This window comes from Klebsiella sp. CSG-1, assembly GCF_056521145.1.
Map to the genome: position 1 here is coordinate 37,144 of NZ_JBWNLD010000003.1, position 19,739 is coordinate 56,882.

18 protein-coding genes and 1 pseudogene are annotated in these 19,739 nt (G+C 57.0%); 14 read left to right on the forward strand and 5 right to left on the reverse strand.

What is annotated here, in order from left to right; translation table 11 throughout:
- Nucleotides 1–241 precede the first annotated feature (241 nt).
- The 3 genes from aegA (at nucleotide 242) to AC007G_RS08295 (ending at nucleotide 4,012) form a co-directional block, all read left to right on the forward strand.
- On the forward strand, nucleotides 242–2,224 hold the full coding sequence (gene aegA / locus AC007G_RS08285) for a formate-dependent uric acid utilization protein AegA (RefSeq protein ID WP_032699036.1): 1,983 nt from the start codon (nucleotides 242–244) through the stop codon (nucleotides 2,222–2,224).
- Between the two features lie 57 nt (nucleotides 2,225–2,281).
- The gene (gene nudK / locus AC007G_RS08290) at nucleotides 2,282–2,878 is read left to right on the forward strand and encodes a GDP-mannose pyrophosphatase NudK (protein WP_479466581.1); all 597 of its coding nucleotides are present in this window, start codon (nucleotides 2,282–2,284) and stop codon (nucleotides 2,876–2,878) included.
- A gap of 66 nt (nucleotides 2,879–2,944) precedes the next feature.
- The gene (locus AC007G_RS08295) at nucleotides 2,945–4,012 is read left to right on the forward strand and encodes a DUF1176 domain-containing protein (RefSeq protein WP_131063584.1); all 1,068 of its coding nucleotides are present in this window, start codon (nucleotides 2,945–2,947) and stop codon (nucleotides 4,010–4,012) included.
- Here the strand turns inward: AC007G_RS08295 and tkt are convergent.
- A complete protein-coding gene (tkt, locus tag AC007G_RS08300) occupies nucleotides 3,981–5,975 on the reverse strand; it encodes a transketolase (protein WP_032695534.1) in 1,995 nt (664 codons plus the stop codon). The genes AC007G_RS08295 and tkt overlap by 32 nt on opposite strands.
- Before the next feature lie 287 nt (nucleotides 5,976–6,262).
- On the opposite strand from tkt, the gene maeB reads away from it, so the two are divergent.
- Both maeB and AC007G_RS08310 read left to right on the forward strand, forming a co-directional pair.
- Nucleotides 6,263–8,542 (forward strand): NADP-dependent oxaloacetate-decarboxylating malate dehydrogenase, encoded by a 2,280-nt coding sequence (maeB, locus tag AC007G_RS08305; protein WP_032686540.1) that lies wholly within the window; start codon nucleotides 6,263–6,265, stop codon nucleotides 8,540–8,542.
- Between the two features lie 106 nt (nucleotides 8,543–8,648).
- A pseudogene (locus AC007G_RS08310) lies at nucleotides 8,649–8,735 on the forward strand (phosphate acyltransferase); the annotation flags it as partial.
- A 270-nt stretch (nucleotides 8,736–9,005) separates the two neighbouring features.
- Here the strand turns inward: AC007G_RS08310 and hemF are convergent.
- Nucleotides 9,006–9,905 (reverse strand): oxygen-dependent coproporphyrinogen oxidase, encoded by a 900-nt coding sequence (hemF, locus tag AC007G_RS08315; RefSeq protein WP_032695533.1) that lies wholly within the window; start codon nucleotides 9,903–9,905, stop codon nucleotides 9,006–9,008.
- Nucleotides 9,902–10,777 (reverse strand): N-acetylmuramoyl-L-alanine amidase AmiA, encoded by an 876-nt coding sequence (gene amiA / locus AC007G_RS08320; protein WP_015583734.1) that lies wholly within the window; start codon nucleotides 10,775–10,777, stop codon nucleotides 9,902–9,904. The genes hemF and amiA overlap by 4 nt, the downstream gene beginning before the upstream one ends.
- Before the next feature lie 210 nt (nucleotides 10,778–10,987).
- Here amiA and AC007G_RS08325 point away from each other — a divergent pair, with 210 nt between their 5' ends.
- The 9 genes from AC007G_RS08325 to cysM all read left to right on the forward strand — a co-directional run bounded on the left by AC007G_RS08325 (nucleotide 10,988) and on the right by cysM (nucleotide 18,600).
- Nucleotides 10,988–11,413, forward strand: a complete 426-nt coding sequence (locus AC007G_RS08325) for a GNAT family acetyltransferase (RefSeq protein ID WP_004866116.1) — start codon at nucleotides 10,988–10,990, stop codon at nucleotides 11,411–11,413.
- The gene (locus AC007G_RS08330; protein ID WP_004866113.1) at nucleotides 11,400–11,849 is read left to right on the forward strand and encodes a DUF2919 domain-containing protein; all 450 of its coding nucleotides are present in this window, start codon (nucleotides 11,400–11,402) and stop codon (nucleotides 11,847–11,849) included. Before AC007G_RS08325 ends, AC007G_RS08330 begins: the two co-directional genes overlap by 14 nt.
- A gap of 61 nt (nucleotides 11,850–11,910) precedes the next feature.
- Nucleotides 11,911–12,486, forward strand: coding sequence for an RpoE-regulated lipoprotein (locus tag AC007G_RS08335; RefSeq protein ID WP_004866110.1), 576 nt, complete (start codon nucleotides 11,911–11,913; stop codon nucleotides 12,484–12,486).
- 94 nt (nucleotides 12,487–12,580) lie between these two features.
- A complete protein-coding gene (locus AC007G_RS08340; RefSeq protein WP_032686541.1) occupies nucleotides 12,581–13,480 on the forward strand; it encodes a Dyp-type peroxidase in 900 nt (299 codons plus the stop codon).
- 280 nt (nucleotides 13,481–13,760) lie between these two features.
- Nucleotides 13,761–14,777, forward strand: a complete 1,017-nt coding sequence (locus AC007G_RS08345; protein ID WP_032686542.1) for a sulfate ABC transporter substrate-binding protein — start codon at nucleotides 13,761–13,763, stop codon at nucleotides 14,775–14,777.
- A complete protein-coding gene (gene cysT, locus AC007G_RS08350) occupies nucleotides 14,777–15,610 on the forward strand; it encodes a sulfate/thiosulfate ABC transporter permease CysT (protein ID WP_004866101.1) in 834 nt (277 codons plus the stop codon). The genes AC007G_RS08345 and cysT overlap by 1 nt, the downstream gene beginning before the upstream one ends.
- A complete protein-coding gene (cysW, locus tag AC007G_RS08355; RefSeq protein WP_032686543.1) occupies nucleotides 15,610–16,485 on the forward strand; it encodes a sulfate/thiosulfate ABC transporter permease CysW in 876 nt (291 codons plus the stop codon). Before cysT ends, cysW begins: the two co-directional genes overlap by 1 nt.
- Nucleotides 16,475–17,569 (forward strand): sulfate/thiosulfate ABC transporter ATP-binding protein CysA, encoded by a 1,095-nt coding sequence (cysA, locus tag AC007G_RS08360; protein ID WP_004866097.1) that lies wholly within the window; start codon nucleotides 16,475–16,477, stop codon nucleotides 17,567–17,569. The genes cysW and cysA overlap by 11 nt, the downstream gene beginning before the upstream one ends.
- Nucleotides 17,570–17,688: 119 nt before the next feature.
- Nucleotides 17,689–18,600, forward strand: a complete 912-nt coding sequence (gene cysM, locus AC007G_RS08365) for a cysteine synthase CysM (protein WP_004866094.1) — start codon at nucleotides 17,689–17,691, stop codon at nucleotides 18,598–18,600.
- On the opposite strand, the gene AC007G_RS08370 is transcribed toward cysM, so the two are convergent.
- Nucleotides 18,597–18,998, reverse strand: a complete 402-nt coding sequence (locus tag AC007G_RS08370) for a YybH family protein (RefSeq protein ID WP_032686544.1) — start codon at nucleotides 18,996–18,998, stop codon at nucleotides 18,597–18,599. The two genes, cysM and AC007G_RS08370, sit on opposite strands and share 4 nt — an antisense overlap.
- A gap of 16 nt (nucleotides 18,999–19,014) precedes the next feature.
- The gene (locus AC007G_RS08375; protein ID WP_142630054.1) at nucleotides 19,015–19,731 is read right to left on the reverse strand and encodes a type 1 glutamine amidotransferase; all 717 of its coding nucleotides are present in this window, start codon (nucleotides 19,729–19,731) and stop codon (nucleotides 19,015–19,017) included.
- Nucleotides 19,732–19,739: the final 8 nt, after the last annotated feature.

Consider the following 19,739-nt stretch of genomic DNA (forward strand, 5'->3'; position numbering starts at 1 on the left):
CTCCGACTCTCTTTGCGAAAACCGCCGCTTACCCCGGAGCCTGTTTGCCATCGTTAGACAGTTTTCTGCTTGCTACGTTAAATAAAACGCAATTTCATTTAAGTCAAAGAATTTGATCCAAAACGGGTTATCTCCAGAAAAAAACTATTTCGGGCAAATGAACATTGTTCCAGCCCCGTTTTGTCGGGTAATAAATAGTCATGCGAATCGAGGGGTTATTTAGCAAAGACCGAAGGATACCATGAACCACTTTATTATCAGCGATAGTCGCAAATGTATCGGCTGTAAAGCCTGCGAAGTGGCCTGCGTGATGGCACACAACGACGAGCAGCACGTCCTGACCCCACAGCGCTTCTTACCGCGCATTACCGTGATGAAGCACGAGCAAAAACGTAACGCAATAACATGTCGCCATTGTGAAAGCGCCCCCTGCGCCCGCAGCTGCCCGAATGATGCCATTCGTCAGATAAACGACAGCGTGCAGGTTGACGAGGAGAAGTGCATCGGCTGTAAATCCTGCATGGTGGCCTGTCCGTTTGGCGTCATGGAGATCGTGCTGTTACCGGCGGCGGCGGGGAAAGTGAAAGCCACCGCACATAAATGCGATCTGTGCAGCGGCCGTGAGGGCGGACCTTCCTGCGTGCAAAACTGCCCGGCGCAGGCGCTGCAGCTGGCGACGGAAGCGACTCTTTCCGCGATGGCCAAACAGCGACGCCTGCGTACGGCGCGGATGGATGCGCGGCCGTGGCATGCGCAACCAGGCGATATGGCATTACCGAGCGCTGGCGCAAAAGTCAGCCAGATGGCGGCAACGCCTCTGCGTAGCGAGGCCGATAAACGGGCCGCGGCGATCCGCAAGAAGGATTTTGCCGAGATCGTTCTGCCCTTTAACGCCGGGCAGGCGCAGCAGGCCTCGGAGCGCTGCCTGCAGTGCGGCGAACACAGTATCTGTGAATGGACCTGCCCGCTACATAACCATATACCCCAGTGGATTGAACGGCTGCAAGCGGGGGATATCGACGCCGCCGTGGCGCTGTCCCATCAAACCAACTGCCTGCCGGAGATAACCGGCCGCGTTTGCCCGCAGGATCGCCTGTGTGAAGGGGCCTGTACGCTGCGCGATGAACATGGCGCGGTGACAATTGGCAACATCGAGCGCTATATCTCCGATCGGGCGCTGGCACAGGGTTGGCGACCGGACCTCTCCAGGGTTGTCGACAGCGGGAAAAAAGTGGCCATTATCGGCGCCGGGCCGGCGGGACTGGCCTGTGCTGACCGGCTGATCCGCAACGGCGTGCAGCCGGTGGTCTTTGACCGTCATCCGGAAATTGGCGGGTTGCTGACTTTTGGCATTCCGGCCTTCAAGCTGGAAAAGTCACTGCTGGCCCGGCGACGAGAGATTTTTACTGAGATGGGTATCCGCTTTGAACTGGAGTGTGAAGTGGGCAAGGACGTGGCGTTAACCACCTTGCTGGCAGAGTACGATGCGCTATTTATTGGCGCCGGAACCTATCGTTCCATGAAAGCGGGACTGCCGAATGAAGATGCCCCGGGGGTCTATGATGCGCTGCCGTTCCTGATTGCCAATACGAAGCAAGTCATGGGGTTGAGTGAGCAACCCGAAGAGCCTTACGTCAATACCCACGGGCTGAATGTCGTGGTGCTGGGGGGCGGCGACACGGCGATGGACTGCGTGCGCACCGCGCTGCGTCACGGGGCGAAAAAGGTGACCTGCGCCTATCGTCGCGATGAGGCCAATATGCCGGGGTCGAAAAAAGAGGTGAAAAACGCTCGTGAAGAAGGGGCGGCGTTCGAATTTAACGTTCAGCCGGTGACGCTGGAACTGGATAGCGACGGCCGGGTTAACGGCGTACGTTTTCTGCGCACACAGCTGGGCGAACCGGATAAGCAGGGGCGTCGCAGCCCATCGCCGCTGCCGGGCAGCGAGTTCGTGATGCCGGCCGATGCGGTGATTATGGCCTTTGGTTTTCATCCCCACGGGATGCCGTGGCTGGAGTCCGTCGGCGTACAGCTCGATGACCGGGGGCGGATTAAGGCCAGTGTCGAGAGCCGCTACCGCTATCAGACCACGCACGACAAAATTTTTGCCGGCGGAGATGCCGTCCGCGGCGCCGATCTGGTGGTGACGGCGATGGCCGAAGGCCGCCATGCGGCGCAGGGGATCATGGATTATCTCGGCGTAAAATCGGCCCTGCTTCACTAACGACAAACCCGACTCCGCAGCGTAGTATGACAGCGTCATTCCACGCTGCGGGGCCGTATGTCACTCAACATCAACGTTATCAAAGATAAACTCCTCTCTGAAAACTACTTTATTTTGCGCAATATGACCTACGAGCTGACGCGTAGCGACGGCAGCGTGGTCCGTCATAAGCGCGAGGTTTACGATCGCGGCAACGGCGCCACGGTGCTGCTGTATAACCGCCGCAAGCAAACCGTCGTGTTGGTCCGTCAGTTTCGTGTCGCCACCTGGGTCAACGGTAACGAGGACGGAATGCTGATCGAAACCTGCGCCGGACTGTTGGATAACGACGAGCCTGAAGCCTGCATCCGCAAAGAGGCCATCGAAGAGACCGGATACGAAGTTGGCGATGCGCATAAGCTGTTCGAGCTGTATATGTCTCCCGGCGGGGTGACCGAAATTGTCCACTACTTCATCGCCGAGTACAGCGATGCGCAGCGCAAAACGCGCGGCGGCGGCGTTGAAGATGAAGATATCGAGGTACTGGAGCTGCCTTTTCGCCAGGCATTGCAGATGGTCGCCGACGGCGCGATACGCGATGGCAAGGCGGTGATTCTGCTGCAATACCTGCAAACATCGGGACTGATGGCGGGGTTATCTGATAAATCTGATTGAGTAACGTGCCGCCGCTGGTGAAGATGGCTGCTGTTTTGAGCGTTCTTCTCTGGGGTTGTGCCGCGCATGCTTTATCGGGTTCTTTTTTTTCTGCTTTTCGGTTTACTACCGGCGTCGTGGGCGTGGGCGGCGCCGGTACAACAGCTATTCGGCGACTGGCTGGTCACCTGCAATAATCAGAATTTCTGCGTCGCTCGCAACGTCGGTCTGCATCACGGACTGGTTATGACTCTCAGCCGCAGCGCCGGCGCCGTTACGGATGCCAGCCTGCGCATTGAGCTGGGCGGTATCGGTAACCCGGTGGCCGCCCTGGCGCCGATCGCTCCTCGTCTTTTGCTTGACGGTAAACCGCTGGCGTTGACCGATAAACACTGGCTGGTTGCGGATAAGCTGATCAAAACCGGAGATAGCGTGACGATCGATGCTTTTCTCCAGCAGGTGCAGGAAGGGCAGGAGATAACCCTGGTTAACGGACTGCAAAGCATTTCTCTGCAAGGGCTGAAAGCCGCGCTGCTGTTTATCGATAACCATCAAAAGCGTGTCGGCAGTGAAACCGCGTGGGTGGGGAAGGGGGAAGAACCGCCGCTTAGCGTGCCTCCGGCACCTGCGCTGCGGGCAGTTGGCAAAGTTGACTTCTCGCAATCACCGCTCAGTCGGGAGGAGCTCAATGATCTGATGGATTACGGCAACGAGCGGATGAACAATAGCGCCTGTTCGCTGGACCCTTTCCGCCGTGAGATTCGGGTTACCGCGTTGACGGATGAGAAGGTGTTACTGATGGTCAGCTGTGAAGCCGGAGCGTACAACACCATCTGGCTGGCCTGGCTGGTGTCGCGCCAGCAGCCGTATGTGGCCCGCCAGGTCCGTTTGACGCTGCCCTTCCAGCCGCCGGGCAATGCGGCGCGTGATATTGAACTGATTAATGCCAGTATTGATGAGCGACGTCACGAGCTGGTGACTCTGGATAAAGGGCGCGGCCCCGGCGATTGCGGGGTTCAGACCCGCTGGCGCTATGATGGCCAGCGGTTTAGCCTGGTTCGCTATGCGCAGCAGCCGCAGTGTGATAACTGGCAGGGGCCAGATGCCTGGCCCACGCTATGGGTTACCCGTTACATATTTCATCCGCGAGACTGACAATATGTTCGACGGTAAAGCCAAAGAACGGGAACAGCTTCTCCGCCGGCGCTGATTCACCGTAGCTTCTCATTCCCACGATGGCGCCCTTCAGCCCGACATATTTATACCAGTAGTCGGCGATACCGGCCTCAACCGCAATTCTGGCGCTGACGTTAGCCGGAAGAACCGACTCCCGATATGCCTCATCTTGCGCATCGAAAACATCGGTTGAGGGCAGGGAGACTACCCGCACGTTAACCCCTTTGGCGAGCAGTTTTTCCGCCGCCAGCACGGTTATCTCCACTTCGGAACCGGTGGCTATCAGGATTAAATCCGGTTTTCCCCCCGCATCTTTCAGCACGTAGCCGCCGCGGGCAATATCCTGTACCTGTTGCGGCGTCCGCGCCATTTGCGCCAGGTTTTGCCGCGACAGAATCAGCGCGGTGGGGCCGGTTTGCCGTTCAATCGCCGCCTGCCACGCCACCGCCGTTTCGACCTGATCGCAGGGGCGCCAGGTGCTGAAGTTCGGCGTCAATCGCAGACTGGCCAGCTGTTCGACCGCCTGATGAGTGGGGCCATCTTCCCCTAACCCAATCGAGTCATGGGTATAGACCATAATCTGTCTGGCTTTCATCAGCGCTGCCATTCGCGCCGCGTTACGCGCATATTCGACAAACATCAGGAAGGTGGATGTATAAGGGATAAAGCCGCCGTGAAGGGCAATGCCGTTGCCGATCGCCGTCATGCCGAACTCGCGCACGCCATAATGAATATAGTTCCCCGCCACGTCCTCTTTGATCGATGTTGACCCGGACCAGATGGTGAGGTTGCTCGGCGCCAGATCCGCCGACCCGCCCAGCAGCTCCGGCAGAAGCGGTCCATAGGCGTTCAGGGCATTTTGCGACGCTTTACGGCTGGCAATTTTCGCCGGCTCGGCCTGCAGTTGCGCGATATAGTCGTGCGCCGCATCGCCCCAGCTCTCCGGCAGCGCGCCGTCCATTCTGCGTTTTAGCTCCGCCGCCAGTTGTGGATACTGCTGCTGATACGCGGCGAACCGCTGATTCCACGTCTGTTCTGCCTGCTCGCCGCGCGGCCGGGCATCCCATTGCTGATAAATCTCTTTGGGGATCTCAAACGGTGGATGTTTCCAGCCCAGCTTCTCGCGGGCTAACGCCACCTCTTTTTCCCCCAGCGCAGCGCCATGGGACTCTTCCGAACCGGCTTTATTCGGTGAGCCATAGCCAATCACGGTACGGCAGATGATCAGCGAAGGTTTATCCGTGACGTTTTGCGCCTCGAGAATTGCCTGTTTCACTGCCTGCGGGTCGTGACCGTCAATATCGCCAATCACGTGCCAGTGATAGGCCCGAAAGCGCGCGGCGGTATCGTCGGTAAACCAGCCGTCGGTTTTACCATCGATTGAGATGCCGTTATGGTCGTAGAAGCCGATCAGCTTGCCAAGACCCAGCGTCCCCGCCAGCGAGCTGGCTTCGTGGGAAATCCCCTCCATCAGACAGCCATCGCCCATAAACACCCAGGTATAGTGATCGACAATGTCATGGCCGGGACGGTTAAACTGCGCCGCCAGCGTGCGCTCGGCAATCGCCATGCCGACGGCGTTGGCCAGCCCCTGGCCAAGCGGGCCGGTGGTGGTCTCGACGCCGGGGGTATAGCCGTGTTCCGGGTGGCCGGGGGTTTTGGAATGGAGCTGGCGAAAGTTTTTCAGTTCGGACAGCGGCAGATCGTAGCCGGTCAGATGCAACAGGCTATACAGCAGCATGGACGCATGACCGTTTGAGAGCACAAAGCGGTCACGGTCATACCAGTGCGGATTCCCCGGATTGTGTTTAAGGAAATCATTCCACAGGACTTCGGCGATATCCGCCATCCCCATCGGGGCGCCGGGGTGGCCGGAGTTGGCTTTCTGTACAGCGTCCATGCTCAGGGCGCGAATGGCGTTGGCAAGTTCTCTTCGGGACATAATGGACTCCTGAAACAAGATGTTGCATGAGTTTTTGTTGATTGTCTGTCGAGGCGTTTATGGGGTGGATAACTAAAAAGCATAGCAGACGGGACTATCATTGCTTTCGAAATCAGGTTACATAAATGTTATAAATCGATAACAAATATACCATTGCGATGGCGAGAGTTTGGCGGCGTTCAAAGTTTGAAAAGCCGTCAGGCGAGATACTATGCGCCACCTGGGGTGGGCACCAGGATAGTCATTACGCACACCCCCTACGACCGATACGTGAAAGGAACAATAAAATGGATGAGCAGTTGAAACAAAGTGCCCTCGATTTCCATGAGTTTCCCGTTCCCGGGAAAATTCAGGTTGTCCCAACCAAGCCTCTGGCCACACAGCGCGATCTGGCGCTGGCCTACTCGCCAGGCGTGGCGGCACCTTGTCTGGAAATCGAGAAAGATCCGCTGGCCGCCTACAAATATACTGCCCGCGGCAACCTGGTGGCCGTTGTTTCCAACGGCACCGCGGTGCTGGGACTGGGGAATATTGGTGCGCTAGCCGGTAAGCCGGTGATGGAAGGCAAAGGCGTTTTGTTTAAAAAATTCGCCGGTATTGATGTGTTCGATATCGAAGTCGATGAGCTGAACCCGGATAAATTTATCGATGTTGTGGCGGCGCTGGAGCCCACCTTCGGCGGCATCAACCTCGAAGACATCAAAGCGCCAGAGTGTTTCTACATCGAGCAAAAGCTGCGCGAGCGCATGAACATTCCTGTGTTCCATGACGATCAGCACGGTACGGCTATTATCAGCACCGCGGCGATTATTAACGGCCTGCGGGTGGTTGAGAAGAATCTTTCCGACGTTCGGATGGTGGTATCCGGCGCGGGCGCGGCGGCGATTGCCTGCATGAATTTGCTGGTGGCGCTGGGTATGCAGAAACACAATATCGTGGTCTGCGATTCCAAAGGCGTCATCTATAAAGACCGTGAGCCTCACATGGCAGAGACCAAGGCGGCCTACGCGGTAGAAGATGACGGCAAACGCACGCTGGACGATGTGATTGACGGAGCGGATATTTTCCTCGGCTGTTCAGGCCCGAAAGTGCTGACCCCGGAGATGGTGAAAAAAATGGCCCGCGCGCCGCTGATCCTCGCCCTGGCTAACCCGGAACCGGAGATTCTGCCGCCGCTGGCGAAGCAGGTCCGCGAAGATGCCATCATCTGTACCGGGCGCTCTGACTACCCAAACCAGGTCAACAACGTGCTGTGCTTCCCGTTCATCTTCCGCGGGGCGCTGGACGTTGGCGCCACGGCGATTAACGAAGAGATGAAGCTGGCTGCAGTCCACGCGATAGCGGAACTGGCACATGCCGAACAGAGCGAAGTGGTCGCCTCTGCCTACGGCGATCAGGATCTGAGCTTTGGTCCGGAATATATCATTCCGAAACCGTTCGATCCGCGCCTGATCGTCAAGATCGCTCCGGCGGTCGCCAAAGCGGCAATGGACTCCGGTGTAGCCACGCGTCCGATTGCCGACTTCGACGCCTATATTGAGAAACTCAGCGAGTTTGTCTACAAAACTAACCTGTTCATGAAGCCGATTTTCTCCCAGGCGCGCAAAGAGCCCAGGCGCGTGGTGCTGGCGGAAGGCGAAGAGTCGCGCGTCCTGCACGCAACTCAGGAGCTGGTATCGCTGGGGCTGGCAAAACCGATTCTGATCGGCCGTCCGAGCGTGATTGAAATGCGTATCCAGAAGCTGGGGCTGCAGATCAAAGCCGGCGTGGATTTTGAGATCGTCAATAACGAATCCGATCCGCGCTTTAAAGAGTACTGGGGCGAGTATTACCAGATCATGAAACGCCGCGGCGTGACCCAGGAGCAGGCGCAGCGGGCGGTGATTGCCAATACGACGGTCATTGGCGCAATCATGGTGCATCGTGGCGAGGCGGATGCCATGATCTGCGGCACCATCGGCGACTACCATGAGCATTATGGGGTGGTTCAGCCGCTGTTCGGCTACCGGGACGGCGTCAGCACCGCGGGGGCCATGAATGCTCTGCTGCTGCCAAGCGGTAACACCTTTATCGCCGACACCTACGTCAATAACGATCCTACGCCGGAGCAGCTGGCGGAAATCACCCTGATGGCGGCGGAAAGCGTCCGTCGTTTTGGTATTGAGCCGCGCGTGGCGCTGCTGTCGCACTCCAACTTCGGTTCCTCTGACTGTCCGTCAGCGAGCAAAATGCGCGAAGCGCTGGAGCGAGTGAAAGCGCTGGCGCCGGATCTGATGATCGATGGTGAAATGCACGGCGATGCGGCGCTGGTGGAAAGTATTCGCCATGAGCGGATGCCGGACAGCCCGTTGAAAGGCTCGGCCAACATTCTGGTGATGCCGAATATGGAAGCCGCGCGCATTAGCTATAACCTGCTGCGCGTCTCCAGTTCGGAAGGGGTGACCGTCGGACCGGTGCTGATGGGAGTGGCGAAGCCGGTACATATTCTGACGCCGATCGCTTCCGTGCGCCGCATTGTCAATATGGTCGCGCTGGCGGTGGTCGAGGCACAGACTCAGCCGCTGTAAGGGATTTGTCGGGTGGCGCTGCGCTAACCCGACCTACGGAATAACGTAGGCCGGGCAAGCGAAGGCGCCGCCCGGCATTAAATCCATGCGTGGAACTGAACAGACTCACTTTCTGACGCCGATCGCTTCCGTGCGCCGCATCGTCAATATGGTTGCGCTGGCGGTGGTCGAGGCACAGACTCAGCCGCTGTAGGGGATTTGTCGGGTGGCGCTGCGCTAACCCGACCTATGGAATAACGTAGGCCGGGCAAGCGAAGGCGCCGCCCGGCATTAAATCCATGCGTGGAACTGAACAGACTCACTTTCTGACACCGGGCGCTTCCGTGCGCCGCATTGTCAATATGGTTGCGCTGGCGGTGGTCGAGGCACAGACTCAGCCGCTGTAGGGGATTTGTCGAGTGGCGCTGCGCTAACCCGACCTACGGAATAACGTAGGCCGGGCCAGCGAAGGCGCCGCCCGGCATTAAATCCATTCGCGAACCTGAATAAACTCACTCAGGGCAGCCTCAGGGCTGCCTTCTTCCGGCCGGTAGTCATACTCCCAGCGCACCAGCGGCGGCATCGACATCAGAATCGACTCCGTGCGCCCTCCGGTCTGCAGGCCAAACAGCGTCCCGCGATCCCACACCAGATTGAACTCCACGTAGCGGCCGCGACGATAGAGCTGAAAATTCCGCTCGCGCTCGCCATATGGCATGGCTTTGCGCTGCTCAACTATCGGCAGATAGGCATCTGTATAGCCGTTGCCCACCGCCTGCATAAAGGCGAAGGCGTGGTCAAAATCCGGGGTATTCAAATCGTCAAAGAACAGGCCGCCAATTCCGCGCTGCTCGTGACGATGCTTCAGATAGAAGTAGTCATCGCACCATTTTTTATAGCGCGGATAAACCTCTTCGCCGAAGGGTTGACACAGATCGTGAGCCGTGCGATGCCAGTGAACCGCATCCTCCTCAAAGCCGTAGAAGGGCGTCAGGTCAAACCCGCCGCCGAACCACCACACCGGCTCTGCGCCGGGCTTTTCAGCAATGAAAAAACGCACGTTGGCATGGCTGGTCGGCACATAGGGATTCCACGGATGCACCACCAGAGAAACCCCCATCGCCTCAAAGCTGCGACCAGCCAGTTCCGGGCGATGCGCCGTTGCCGAAGCCGGCATGGCGTCGCCGTGAACGTGGGAGAAGTTTACGCCCGCCTGCTCAAACACGCCGCCATCGCGCAGAACCCGGCTGCGACCACCGCCGCCGCCTTCGCGCTGCCAGCTGTCTTCGACAAACTCACCGCCGTCAATGGCGCTCAGTTTCTGGCAAATGGTCTCCTGGAGCTGGAGGAGATAGCGTTTTACCTGGTGCGCATCGGGCTTCATTTACGTCTCTTCGAGTGGGCCTTCTGGTTATCGAACCAGTGGAAGTAGCTGATGATACCGGACGCGATCGCGCTGGCGATTTTTTGTCGGAACGCGGTGGTGCCTAACAGTTTTTCTTCGCCCGGGTTGGTGATAAATGAGGTTTCAACCAGTACGGACGGGATTGATGGCGACTTCAATACCACGAAGGCGGCCTGTTCCGTGTTACGGCTATGCAGCTTATGCACCGGCTTAATATTTTTCAGAATATGCGAACCCAGCGTCAGGCTGTTTTTAATGGTATCGGTCTGCACCAGGTCAAACAGCACCTGCTGTAAAAGGTGGTCCTTGGCCGTGGCTTTTTTACCGGCGACCTCATCGGCGCGGTTTTCGCGATCGGAGAGGTATTTCGCCATCGCGCTACTCGCGCCGCGGTTGGAGAGGGCAAATACCGAAGCGCCGGCTGCGCTGGGATTGGTAAAGCCGTCGGCGTGAATCGACATAAACAGATCGGCGCCGTGCTGGTGGGCAATTTCCACGCGGTCGTACAGCGGGATAAAGGTATCGCCAGAACGCGTCAGGCGCGCGTCAATACCGTTATTGCGCAGGATGCTGCGTACGTTTTTGGCAATCGCCAGTACGACATGCTTCTCTTTAGAACCGTTGTGACCGATGGCGCCGGTATCAATACCGCCATGGCCCGGGTCGAGCATAACGATGCGCTTTGCGCCCGCCTTTTTCGCCGCGGGTTTACTGTGGCCGTTGGACGTCGTCAGCGGCTGTTCTTTTGCGATGACCTGCGATGAAACCCCGGAAAGGGTCATGGCAGCCAGTCCTGCTTTCAGCACCTGGCGGCGCGAAGCAAGTATTTTTAATGGTTTAAAAGTGCTCATTCGGCCTGAATTGCAAACAAGTGGTACCTGGTGTTATATCGTATCGCGTTTTCCGTTACGACCATTCAAAACAAGAATTGTTTTACTTTTCATTTCAATACATGACAGTGCATATTATGTCATTTTTTCCACTTCATTTCGCCTGATATTGGCTATCCGCTGAAATCGCGCCATAATCGCTGTTTTTAAGCCTGAAAAATGGGGAATACCATGGAGATACGCGTTTTTCGCCAGCAAGATTTTGAAGAAGTGATTACGCTGTGGGAGCGCTGCGAGCTTCTGCGCCCGTGGAATGACCCGGAAATGGACATTGAGCGTAAAGTTAACCACGATGTCAGCCTGTTTCTGGTCGCGGAAGTGAATGGCGAGGTGGTTGGCACGGTGATGGGCGGCTATGACGGTCATCGCGGTTCCGCCTACTACCTTGGCGTGCATCCGGAATATCGCGGCCGCGGTATCGCCAATGCGCTGCTGAACCGGCTGGAAAAAAAGCTGATTGCTCGCGGCTGCCCGAAAATTAACATTATGGTTCGCGATGATAATGAGGTGGTGCAGGGGATGTATGAACGGCTTGGTTACGAATATGCCGATATCCTGAGTCTGGGTAAACGTTTGATTGAAGATGAAGAATACTGAGTTTATCCCCTCTGATTTTGATGCTCATGGCCGGCTCAGGCTACCGTTTTTGTTCTGGTGCGTACTGCTGCTGCAGGCCCGGACCTGGGTGCTGTTCATTATGGCGGGGGCCTCCCGCCAGCAGGGCGATGTGTTACTGAACCTGTTCTATCCCGATCACGACAATTTCTGGCTAGGGTTACTGCCGGGCATCCCGGCAGTACTGGCGTTTATCGTAAGCGGGCAGCGGCAGCGCTTTCCCCGTCTCTGGCCGCTAATGCGCTGGCTGCTGGTGCTGTCCCAGACGCTGCTGCTGCTCTGGCAACCGCTGTTATGGCTGAGCGGTGAGTCACCTTCGATGCTGACTATCGGCCTGCTGATCGCCGATCTCTATGCCTTCTGGTGGCTGTTAGCCAGCCGTCGACTCAAAGCCTGTTTTCAGGAAGATCGGGTTTAACGGCACTTTTTGCCGATCCTGCACTCCAACAGGCGTCAAATAAACAAGAAAGGACCGAGTCATGAAATCGCTACGTTTACTTCTCTGCGCTTTACCGCTGGCATTAACCGGCTGCTCCACCATGAGTGCGGTTAACTGGTCAGCGGCCTACCCATGGAACTGGTTTGGTTCCTCAATGGAAGTGACCGAGCAGGGCGTGGGTAAACTGACGGCCACAACGCCGCTGAATGAACAGGCCATCAGCGATGCGCTTGGCGGAAGCTATCGCCTGCGCAGCGGCATGAAAGCCGCCAACGGTAATATCGTGCGCTACTTTGAGGCGCTGAAAGATGACAAAGTCGCGATGACCATTAACGGCGACGGCGGCACCATCAACCGTATTGAAGTGCGGGATAGCGAGATCAAAACGGACCGCGGCGTTCAGGTCGGCACGCCATTTAGCGAGCTGTATAGCAAAGCCTTTGGTCATTGTCAGAAAGGGGCAAACGATAATGGCGCCGTGGTGGAGTGCCAGGCGGACGGCAGTCAGCATATCAGCTACGCCTTTACCGGCCACTGGAATGGTCCGGAAGAGCTGATGCCTTCCGACGACACGCTGAAAAACTGGAAGGTCAGCAAAATTATCTGGCGCGGCTAATTTGATCTGAAGGGACACGGCACAGGGAAAAAACGGGTACAATAGCGCGATAAAAGTGCCACAGTTTTGTGGTTGTATCATTTCAGGAGGAGCGATGTCTCAGGTTCAGAGCGGCATTTTGCCGGAACATTGCCGTGCGGCGATTTGGATTGAAGCCAATGTCAAAGGGGACGTCAACGCCCTGCGCGAAGCCAGCAAAGTCTTTATTGATAAATTAGCGACCTTTCAAACGCAGTTTCCGGACGCCCAGCTGGGTGCGGTGGTGGCTTTTGGCAATAACGTCTGGCGCCAGCTGAGCGGCGGTGTTGGTGCCGAAGAGCTTAAAGATTTCCCGGTATACGGCAAGGGCCTGGCGCCGTCTACCCAGTATGATGTCCTGATTCATATCCTCTCTGCGCGTCATGAGGTGAACTTCTCCGTGGCTCAGGCCGCCATGGCGGCCTTCGGCGATGCGATTGAGGTGAAAGAAGAGGTGCACGGTTTCCGCTGGATTGAAGAGCGCGACCTGAGCGGTTTCGTCGACGGTACGGAAAACCCTGCCGGTCTTGAGACCCGCCGTGAAGTGGCGATCATTAAAGATGGCGTGGATGCCGGCGGCAGCTATGTGTTCGTTCAGCGCTGGGAGCATAATCTCAAGCAGTTGAATCGCATGAGCGTTGCGGACCAGGAGATGATGATTGGCCGGACCAAAGAAGCCAATGAAGAGATTGACGGCGACGATCGCCCGGCAACCTCGCATCTGAGTCGCGTCGACTTAAAAGAAGATGGTAAAGGGCTGAAGATTGTTCGTCAGAGCCTGCCTTACGGCACCGCCAGCGGCACTCACGGCCTCTATTTCTGTGCGTACTGCGCGCGTATCCATAACATTGAACAGCAGCTGCTGAGCATGTTTGGCGATACCGACGGCAAGCGTGATGCCATGCTGCGCTTTACTAAACCCGTGACCGGCGGCTACTACTTTGCGCCATCCCTGGATCGTCTCCAGGCGCTGTAATCCCGGGTTGACTCTGCCCCTCTTCCCTTCGGAAGAGGGGCAGATAACCTTCTCCCTGCCTTGCGGCCTCATTCGGCTTAACTCCTTGTTATACCTTATCTTCTCTCCCAGCCCATAGAGGGAGAAGCACGCCGAAAATCCGCCTTCGTACGGGTTTGTAAACGGCTTATTCTCTTTTCGACTTCCAAATCGCCAAACGGTATATAAAACCGTTACTCCTTTCATACTCGTTATAAATATTATGGCTATAAGAAAGTCATCAAACTGATAAGGGTGCGCAATGGCGGTTAAATCACTGAACAAAGGATATCTGGCACTGGCTGCTTCGATGCTGCTGGTTGCGCAGGCGCAGGCGACTGAGCTGCTGAACAGCTCTTATGATGTCTCCCGCGAGCTGTTTGCCGCCCTTAATCCGCCGTTTGAACAGCAGTGGGCGAAAGATAATGCCGGCGATAAGCTGACGATCAAACAATCTCATGCCGGTTCGTCAAAACAGGCGCTGGCCATATTGCAGGGCTTAAAAGCCGATGTGGTGACCTATAACCAGGTGACGGATGTACAGATTCTGCATGACAAAGGCAATCTGATCCCCGCCGACTGGCAAAGCCGTCTGCCGAACAACAGCTCGCCGTTCTACTCCACCATGGCGTTCCTGGTGCGTAAGGGGAACCCGAAGAATATTCATGAATGGAGCGATCTGGTGCGCCCGGACGTGAAGCTGATTTTCCCGAATCCGAAAACGTCCGGCAACGCGCGCTATACCTATCTGGCTGCATGGGGAGCCGCAGATAAAGCTGACGGTGGCGATAAAGCGAAAACCGAGCAGTTTATGACCCAGTTCCTGAAAAACGTCGAAGTGTTTGATACCGGCGGCCGCGGCGCAACCACCACCTTCGTTGAACGTGGACTTGGCGACGTCCTGATTACCTTTGAATCGGAAGTGAACAATATTCGCAAACAGTACGAGGACCAGGGCTTCGAAGTGGTGGTGCCGAAGGTCAATATTCTGGCGGAGTTCCCGGTCGCCTGGGTGGACAAAAACGTCAAGGCCAACGGAACCGAGAAGGCGGCGAAGGCTTATCTGAACTGGCTCTATAGCCCGCAGGCGCAGACGATCATCACCGACTATTACTATCGCGTGAACAACCCGCAGGTGATGGAGACGTTAAAGGATAAATTCCCGCAGACCGAACTGTTCCGCGTCGAAGACCAGTTTGGCTCCTGGCCGCAGGTAATGAAAACCCACTTTGTCAGCGGCGGTGAGCTGGACAAACTGCTGGCGGCGGGGCGTAAGTAATGTTTGCTGCTGCATCTAAGCGCGTGCTGCCGGGCTTTACCCTGAGTCTCGGCACCAGCCTGCTGTTTGTCTGCTTGATTTTACTGCTCCCCCTGAGTGCGCTGGTGATGCAGCTGGCGCAGATGACCTGGGGGCAGTACTGGGAAGTGGTGACCAACCCGCAGGTGGTGGCGGCCTACAAAGTCACGCTGCTGTCGGCGTTTGTCGCCTCAATTTTTAATGGCGTATTTGGCCTGCTGATGGCCTGGATTCTGACGCGCTATCGCTTTCCTGGCCGTACGCTGCTCGATGCGCTGATGGACCTGCCGTTTGCTCTGCCGACGGCAGTCGCCGGCCTGACCCTCGCTTCACTGTTTTCGGTCAACGGCTTTTACGGCGAGTGGCTGGCGAAGTTTGATATTAAGGTGACCTATACCTGGCTCGGTATCGCGGTCGCCATGGCGTTTACCAGTATTCCTTTCGTGGTCCGTACGGTTCAACCGGTACTGGAAGAGCTGGGGCCGGAATATGAAGAAGCGGCGGAAACGCTGGGCGCCACGCGCCTGCAGAGCTTCCGTAAAGTGGTGCTGCCTGAGCTCTCTCCGGCGCTGCTGGCCGGGATCGCGCTGTCATTTACGCGTAGCCTTGGCGAGTTTGGCGCGGTGATTTTCATCGCCGGCAACATCGCATGGAAAACCGAAGTCACCTCCCTGATGATTTTCGTGCGCCTGCAGGAGTTTGATTACCCGGCGGCGAGCGCGATTGCGTCGGTGATCCTGGCGGCTTCGCTGCTGCTGCTGTTTTCCATCAACACCCTGCAAAGTCGCTTTGGTCGACGTGTGGTAGGTCACTAATGGCGGAAGTTACTCAATTGAAGCGTTACGATGCGCCCCGCATCAACTGGGGGAAATGGTTTCTGATCGGCACCGGAATATTGGTTTCCGCTTTCATTCTGATCGTGCCGATGGTCTATATCTTCGTCCAGGCCTTCAGCAAAGGGCTGATGCCGGTCCTGCACAACCTGGCTAATCCGGACATGCTGCACGCAATCTGGCTGACGGTGATGATTGCGCTGATTACCGTACCGGTAAACCTGGTATTTGGCACGCTGCTGGCGTGGCTGGTGACACGTTTTAACTTCCCTGGCCGCCAGCTGCTGCTGACGCTGCTGGATATTCCTTTTGCCGTTTCGCCGGTGGTGGCGGGGCTGGTCTATCTGCTGTTCTACGGTTCCAACGGTCCGCTCGGTGGCTGGCTGGACGCGCATAACCTGCAAATCATGTTTGCCTGGCCGGGCATGGTGTTGGCCACCATCTTTGTCACCTGCCCATTTGTGGTGCGTGAGCTGGTTCCGGTGATGATCAGTCAGGGCAGTAATGAAGATGAAGCGGCGATTCTGCTCGGCGCGTCCGGCTGGCAGATGTTCCGCCGGGTGACTCTGCCGAATATCCGTTGGGCGCTGTTATACGGCGTGGTGCTGACCAACGCTCGTGCTATCGGGGAGTTTGGCGCCGTTTCGGTGGTTTCGGGCTCGATTCGCGGTGAAACCCTGTCGCTGCCGCTGCAGATTGAATTGCTGGAGCAGGATTACAATACCGTCGGTTCCTTTACCGCCGCAGCTCTGCTGACGTTAATGGCTATTTTGACTTTGTTTTTAAAGAGTATGTTGCAATGGCGTCTGGCCAATCAGGAAAAACGCGCGCAACTGGAGGGGAATCATGAGCATTGAGATTGTCAATATTAAGAAATCTTTTGGACGCACTCAGGTGCTGAATGATATCTCTCTGGATATCCCTTCCGGACAGATGGTCGCGCTGCTGGGGCCGTCAGGCTCCGGGAAAACCACGCTGCTGCGTATTATTGCTGGTCTGGAGAATCAATCCAGCGGTCATATTCGTTTCCATGGTACCGACGTGAGCCGCGTTCACGCCCGTGACCGTAAAGTGGGCTTTGTCTTCCAGCACTATGCGCTGTTCCGCCATATGACGGTATTTGAGAATATCGCCTTCGGGCTGACGGTGTTGCCGCGTCGTGAACGTCCGAACGCCGCCGGGATCAAAGCGAAAGTTACCCGGCTGCTGGAAATGGTGCAGCTGGCTCATCTTGCCGATCGCTACCCGGCGCAGCTGTCCGGCGGACAAAAGCAGCGCGTGGCGTTAGCGCGAGCGTTAGCCGTGGAGCCGCAAATTCTGCTGCTCGATGAGCCCTTCGGTGCGCTGGACGCTCAGGTGCGCAAAGAGCTGCGCCGCTGGCTGCGTCAGTTGCATGAAGAGCTGAAGTTTACCAGCGTGTTCGTGACCCACGATCAGGAAGAGGCGATGGAAGTGGCCGACCGCGTGGTGGTCATGAGCCAGGGTAATATCGAACAGGCCGATGCACCGGAACAGGTCTGGCGTGAACCGTCCACCCGCTTTGTACTGGAGTTTATGGGCGAGGTTAACCGCCTGAAAGGGATTGTTCGCGGTGGCCAGTTCCATGTCGGTGCTCATCGTTGGCCGTTGGGGTATACCCCGGCTTATCAAGGGCCGGTGGATCTGTTCCTCCGCCCCTGGGAAGTGGATATCAGTCGCCGTACCAGCCTCGATTCACCCTTGCCGGTCCAGGTACTGGAAGCCAGTCCGAAAGGGCACTACACCCAATTAGTTGTTCAGCCATTAGGGTGGTATGACGAACCGCTGACCGTCGTGCTGTCGGGCGATGACGCGCCGTATCGCGGTGAACGGCTGTTTGTCGGCTTACAGAATGCGCGACTCTATAACGGCAATCAGCGGATAGAGCCGCGTGAGGATATTGCTCTGGCGGAGTCAGCCTGATAGTTTATTGAATATGTTTATCGCCCGGTGACGCTACGCTTACCGGGCCTACAGTTATCACTGCGTCTTGTAGGCCGGGTAAGCGAAGCGCCACCCGGCTTTTTTATTGAGTAAAAATCGTGAATACACTTGAACACACCATCGGCAATACCCCTCTGGTCAAGCTTCAGCGCATGGGACCGGACAACGGCAGTGAAATCTGGGTCAAACTGGAAGGCAATAACCCGGCGGGTTCAGTAAAGGACCGCGCCGCGCTTTCAATGATCGTTGAAGCTGAAAAACGCGGTGAAATAAAGCCCGGTGATGTCCTGATTGAAGCCACCAGCGGGAATACCGGTATCGCGCTGGCGATGATTGCCGCGCTGAAAGGCTATCAGATGAAGCTCCTGATGCCGGACAACATGAGCCAGGAGCGCCGTGCCGCGATGCTGGCCTACGGTGCCGAGCTGATTCTGGTAACCAAAGAGCAGGGGATGGAAGGCGCGCGCGATCTGGCGGCAGAAATGGCGCAGCGTGGCGAAGGGAAACTGCTGGATCAGTTCAACAATCCGGATAACCCCTATGCGCATTACACCACCACCGGGCCGGAAATCTGGCAGCAGACCGCCGGGCGAATCAGCCATTTTGTCTCCAGTATGGGCACTACCGGCACCATTACCGGCGTATCCCGCTTTCTGCGTGAACAGGATAAGCCGGTGAGCATCGTGGGGCTTCAGCCGGAAGAGGGCAGCAGCATTCCGGGGATTCGGCGCTGGCCGGCAGAGTATATGCCGGGAATTTTTAATGCTTCGCTGGTCGATGCGGTGCTGGATATTCACCAGCAGGATGCGGAAAACACCATGCGTATGCTGGCGGTACGGGAAGGTATTTTTTGCGGCGTCAGCTCCGGCGGCGCGGTGGCCGGCGCATTACGTATCGCGCGGGAAAACCCCGGCGCGGTAGTGGTGGCGATCGTCTGCGATCGCGGCGATCGCTACCTGTCCACCGGGGTTTTTGGCGAAGAGCACTTCAGCCAGGGGGCGGGTATTTAACTGGCAGGTGAGTCCAGCAGATCGGTACCGTAGGAGTTATCTACGGTACATAGCCAGCGCTGTTCCTGCCAGCGAAAAACATAGGTGGCGCGGCGTGTAACCTGGGTGGTTCCCCCCTGCGGAGTCGGGATATCCAGCCGGGTTTCCATAATCACCAGCGCAGTGTCACCGCCTTCCAGTATCTCCATTTTGCCTTGCGTCACCACCAGCCGGTGCTGAAAATAGTCGGCAATGGCGAGAAAGGCTTTGCGGATGTTCTCCTTGCCTTTCACGATCCGTCCCGGCTGGACCACCAGCAGGGCATCCTCTGCGTAGTAGTCCATTAACGTATCGTAGTCTTCCTGCGATATCGCGCGGTCGCACGCTTCAATGACGGCTTTTAGCTGCGGGTTTACCATGCATACCCCCCCGGGTTTAGTGCGGACAATGGGTCACCAGATTATCGAGAAATGTCCACAGTTTCTGGTTCATCTCGCGATAATCCCAGCTGCGCATCTCCTGTACGGAACGGATAAAACGCCGGCCTCTTGCCGCCTCAAGCTCCTCCTGCGAATGGGTGATTAGTCGTTCAATGACCTCTGCGTCAAATTCCATATGGCACTGGAAACCATATATCCGGTCGCCATATTTCACAATTTGTCGCGGGCAACCTTCGCTTGCGGCCAGAACCGTCGCCGTCGGCGTCATGCCGGGCATATCGTTATGCCAGTGCCCGACGACCAGAGCAGGGCCAAAATGAGCGATATTCGGGTCGCGTAAACCCTCTACGGTGAGGGTGACAGGGTAGTGGCCGATCTCTTTTTCCGGGCTTTGCATGACCGGGGCGCCCAGCGCTTCGCCAATCAGTTGCGATCCAAGACAGATGCCGATGACCATCCGCCCGGCGGCGATGGCCTGGGCAATAAGATGTTGCTCAGCATGCGTATCAAAATAAGCACACTCCGCCAGCGTCGTACGAGGCGACTGCGGGCCGCCGAGTACCACCAACATATCGAAGGCATCGGCGTTTGCCGGCAGCGGGTCACCGGCATATACCCGTGTCCAGCCGGTGGTGTAGCCCCGCTCCTGGGCCCAGTGGAGGTAGGCTCCCGGTGCTTCAAAGTGTTCGTGGACGATAAAATAAATGTGCATAGACGTCA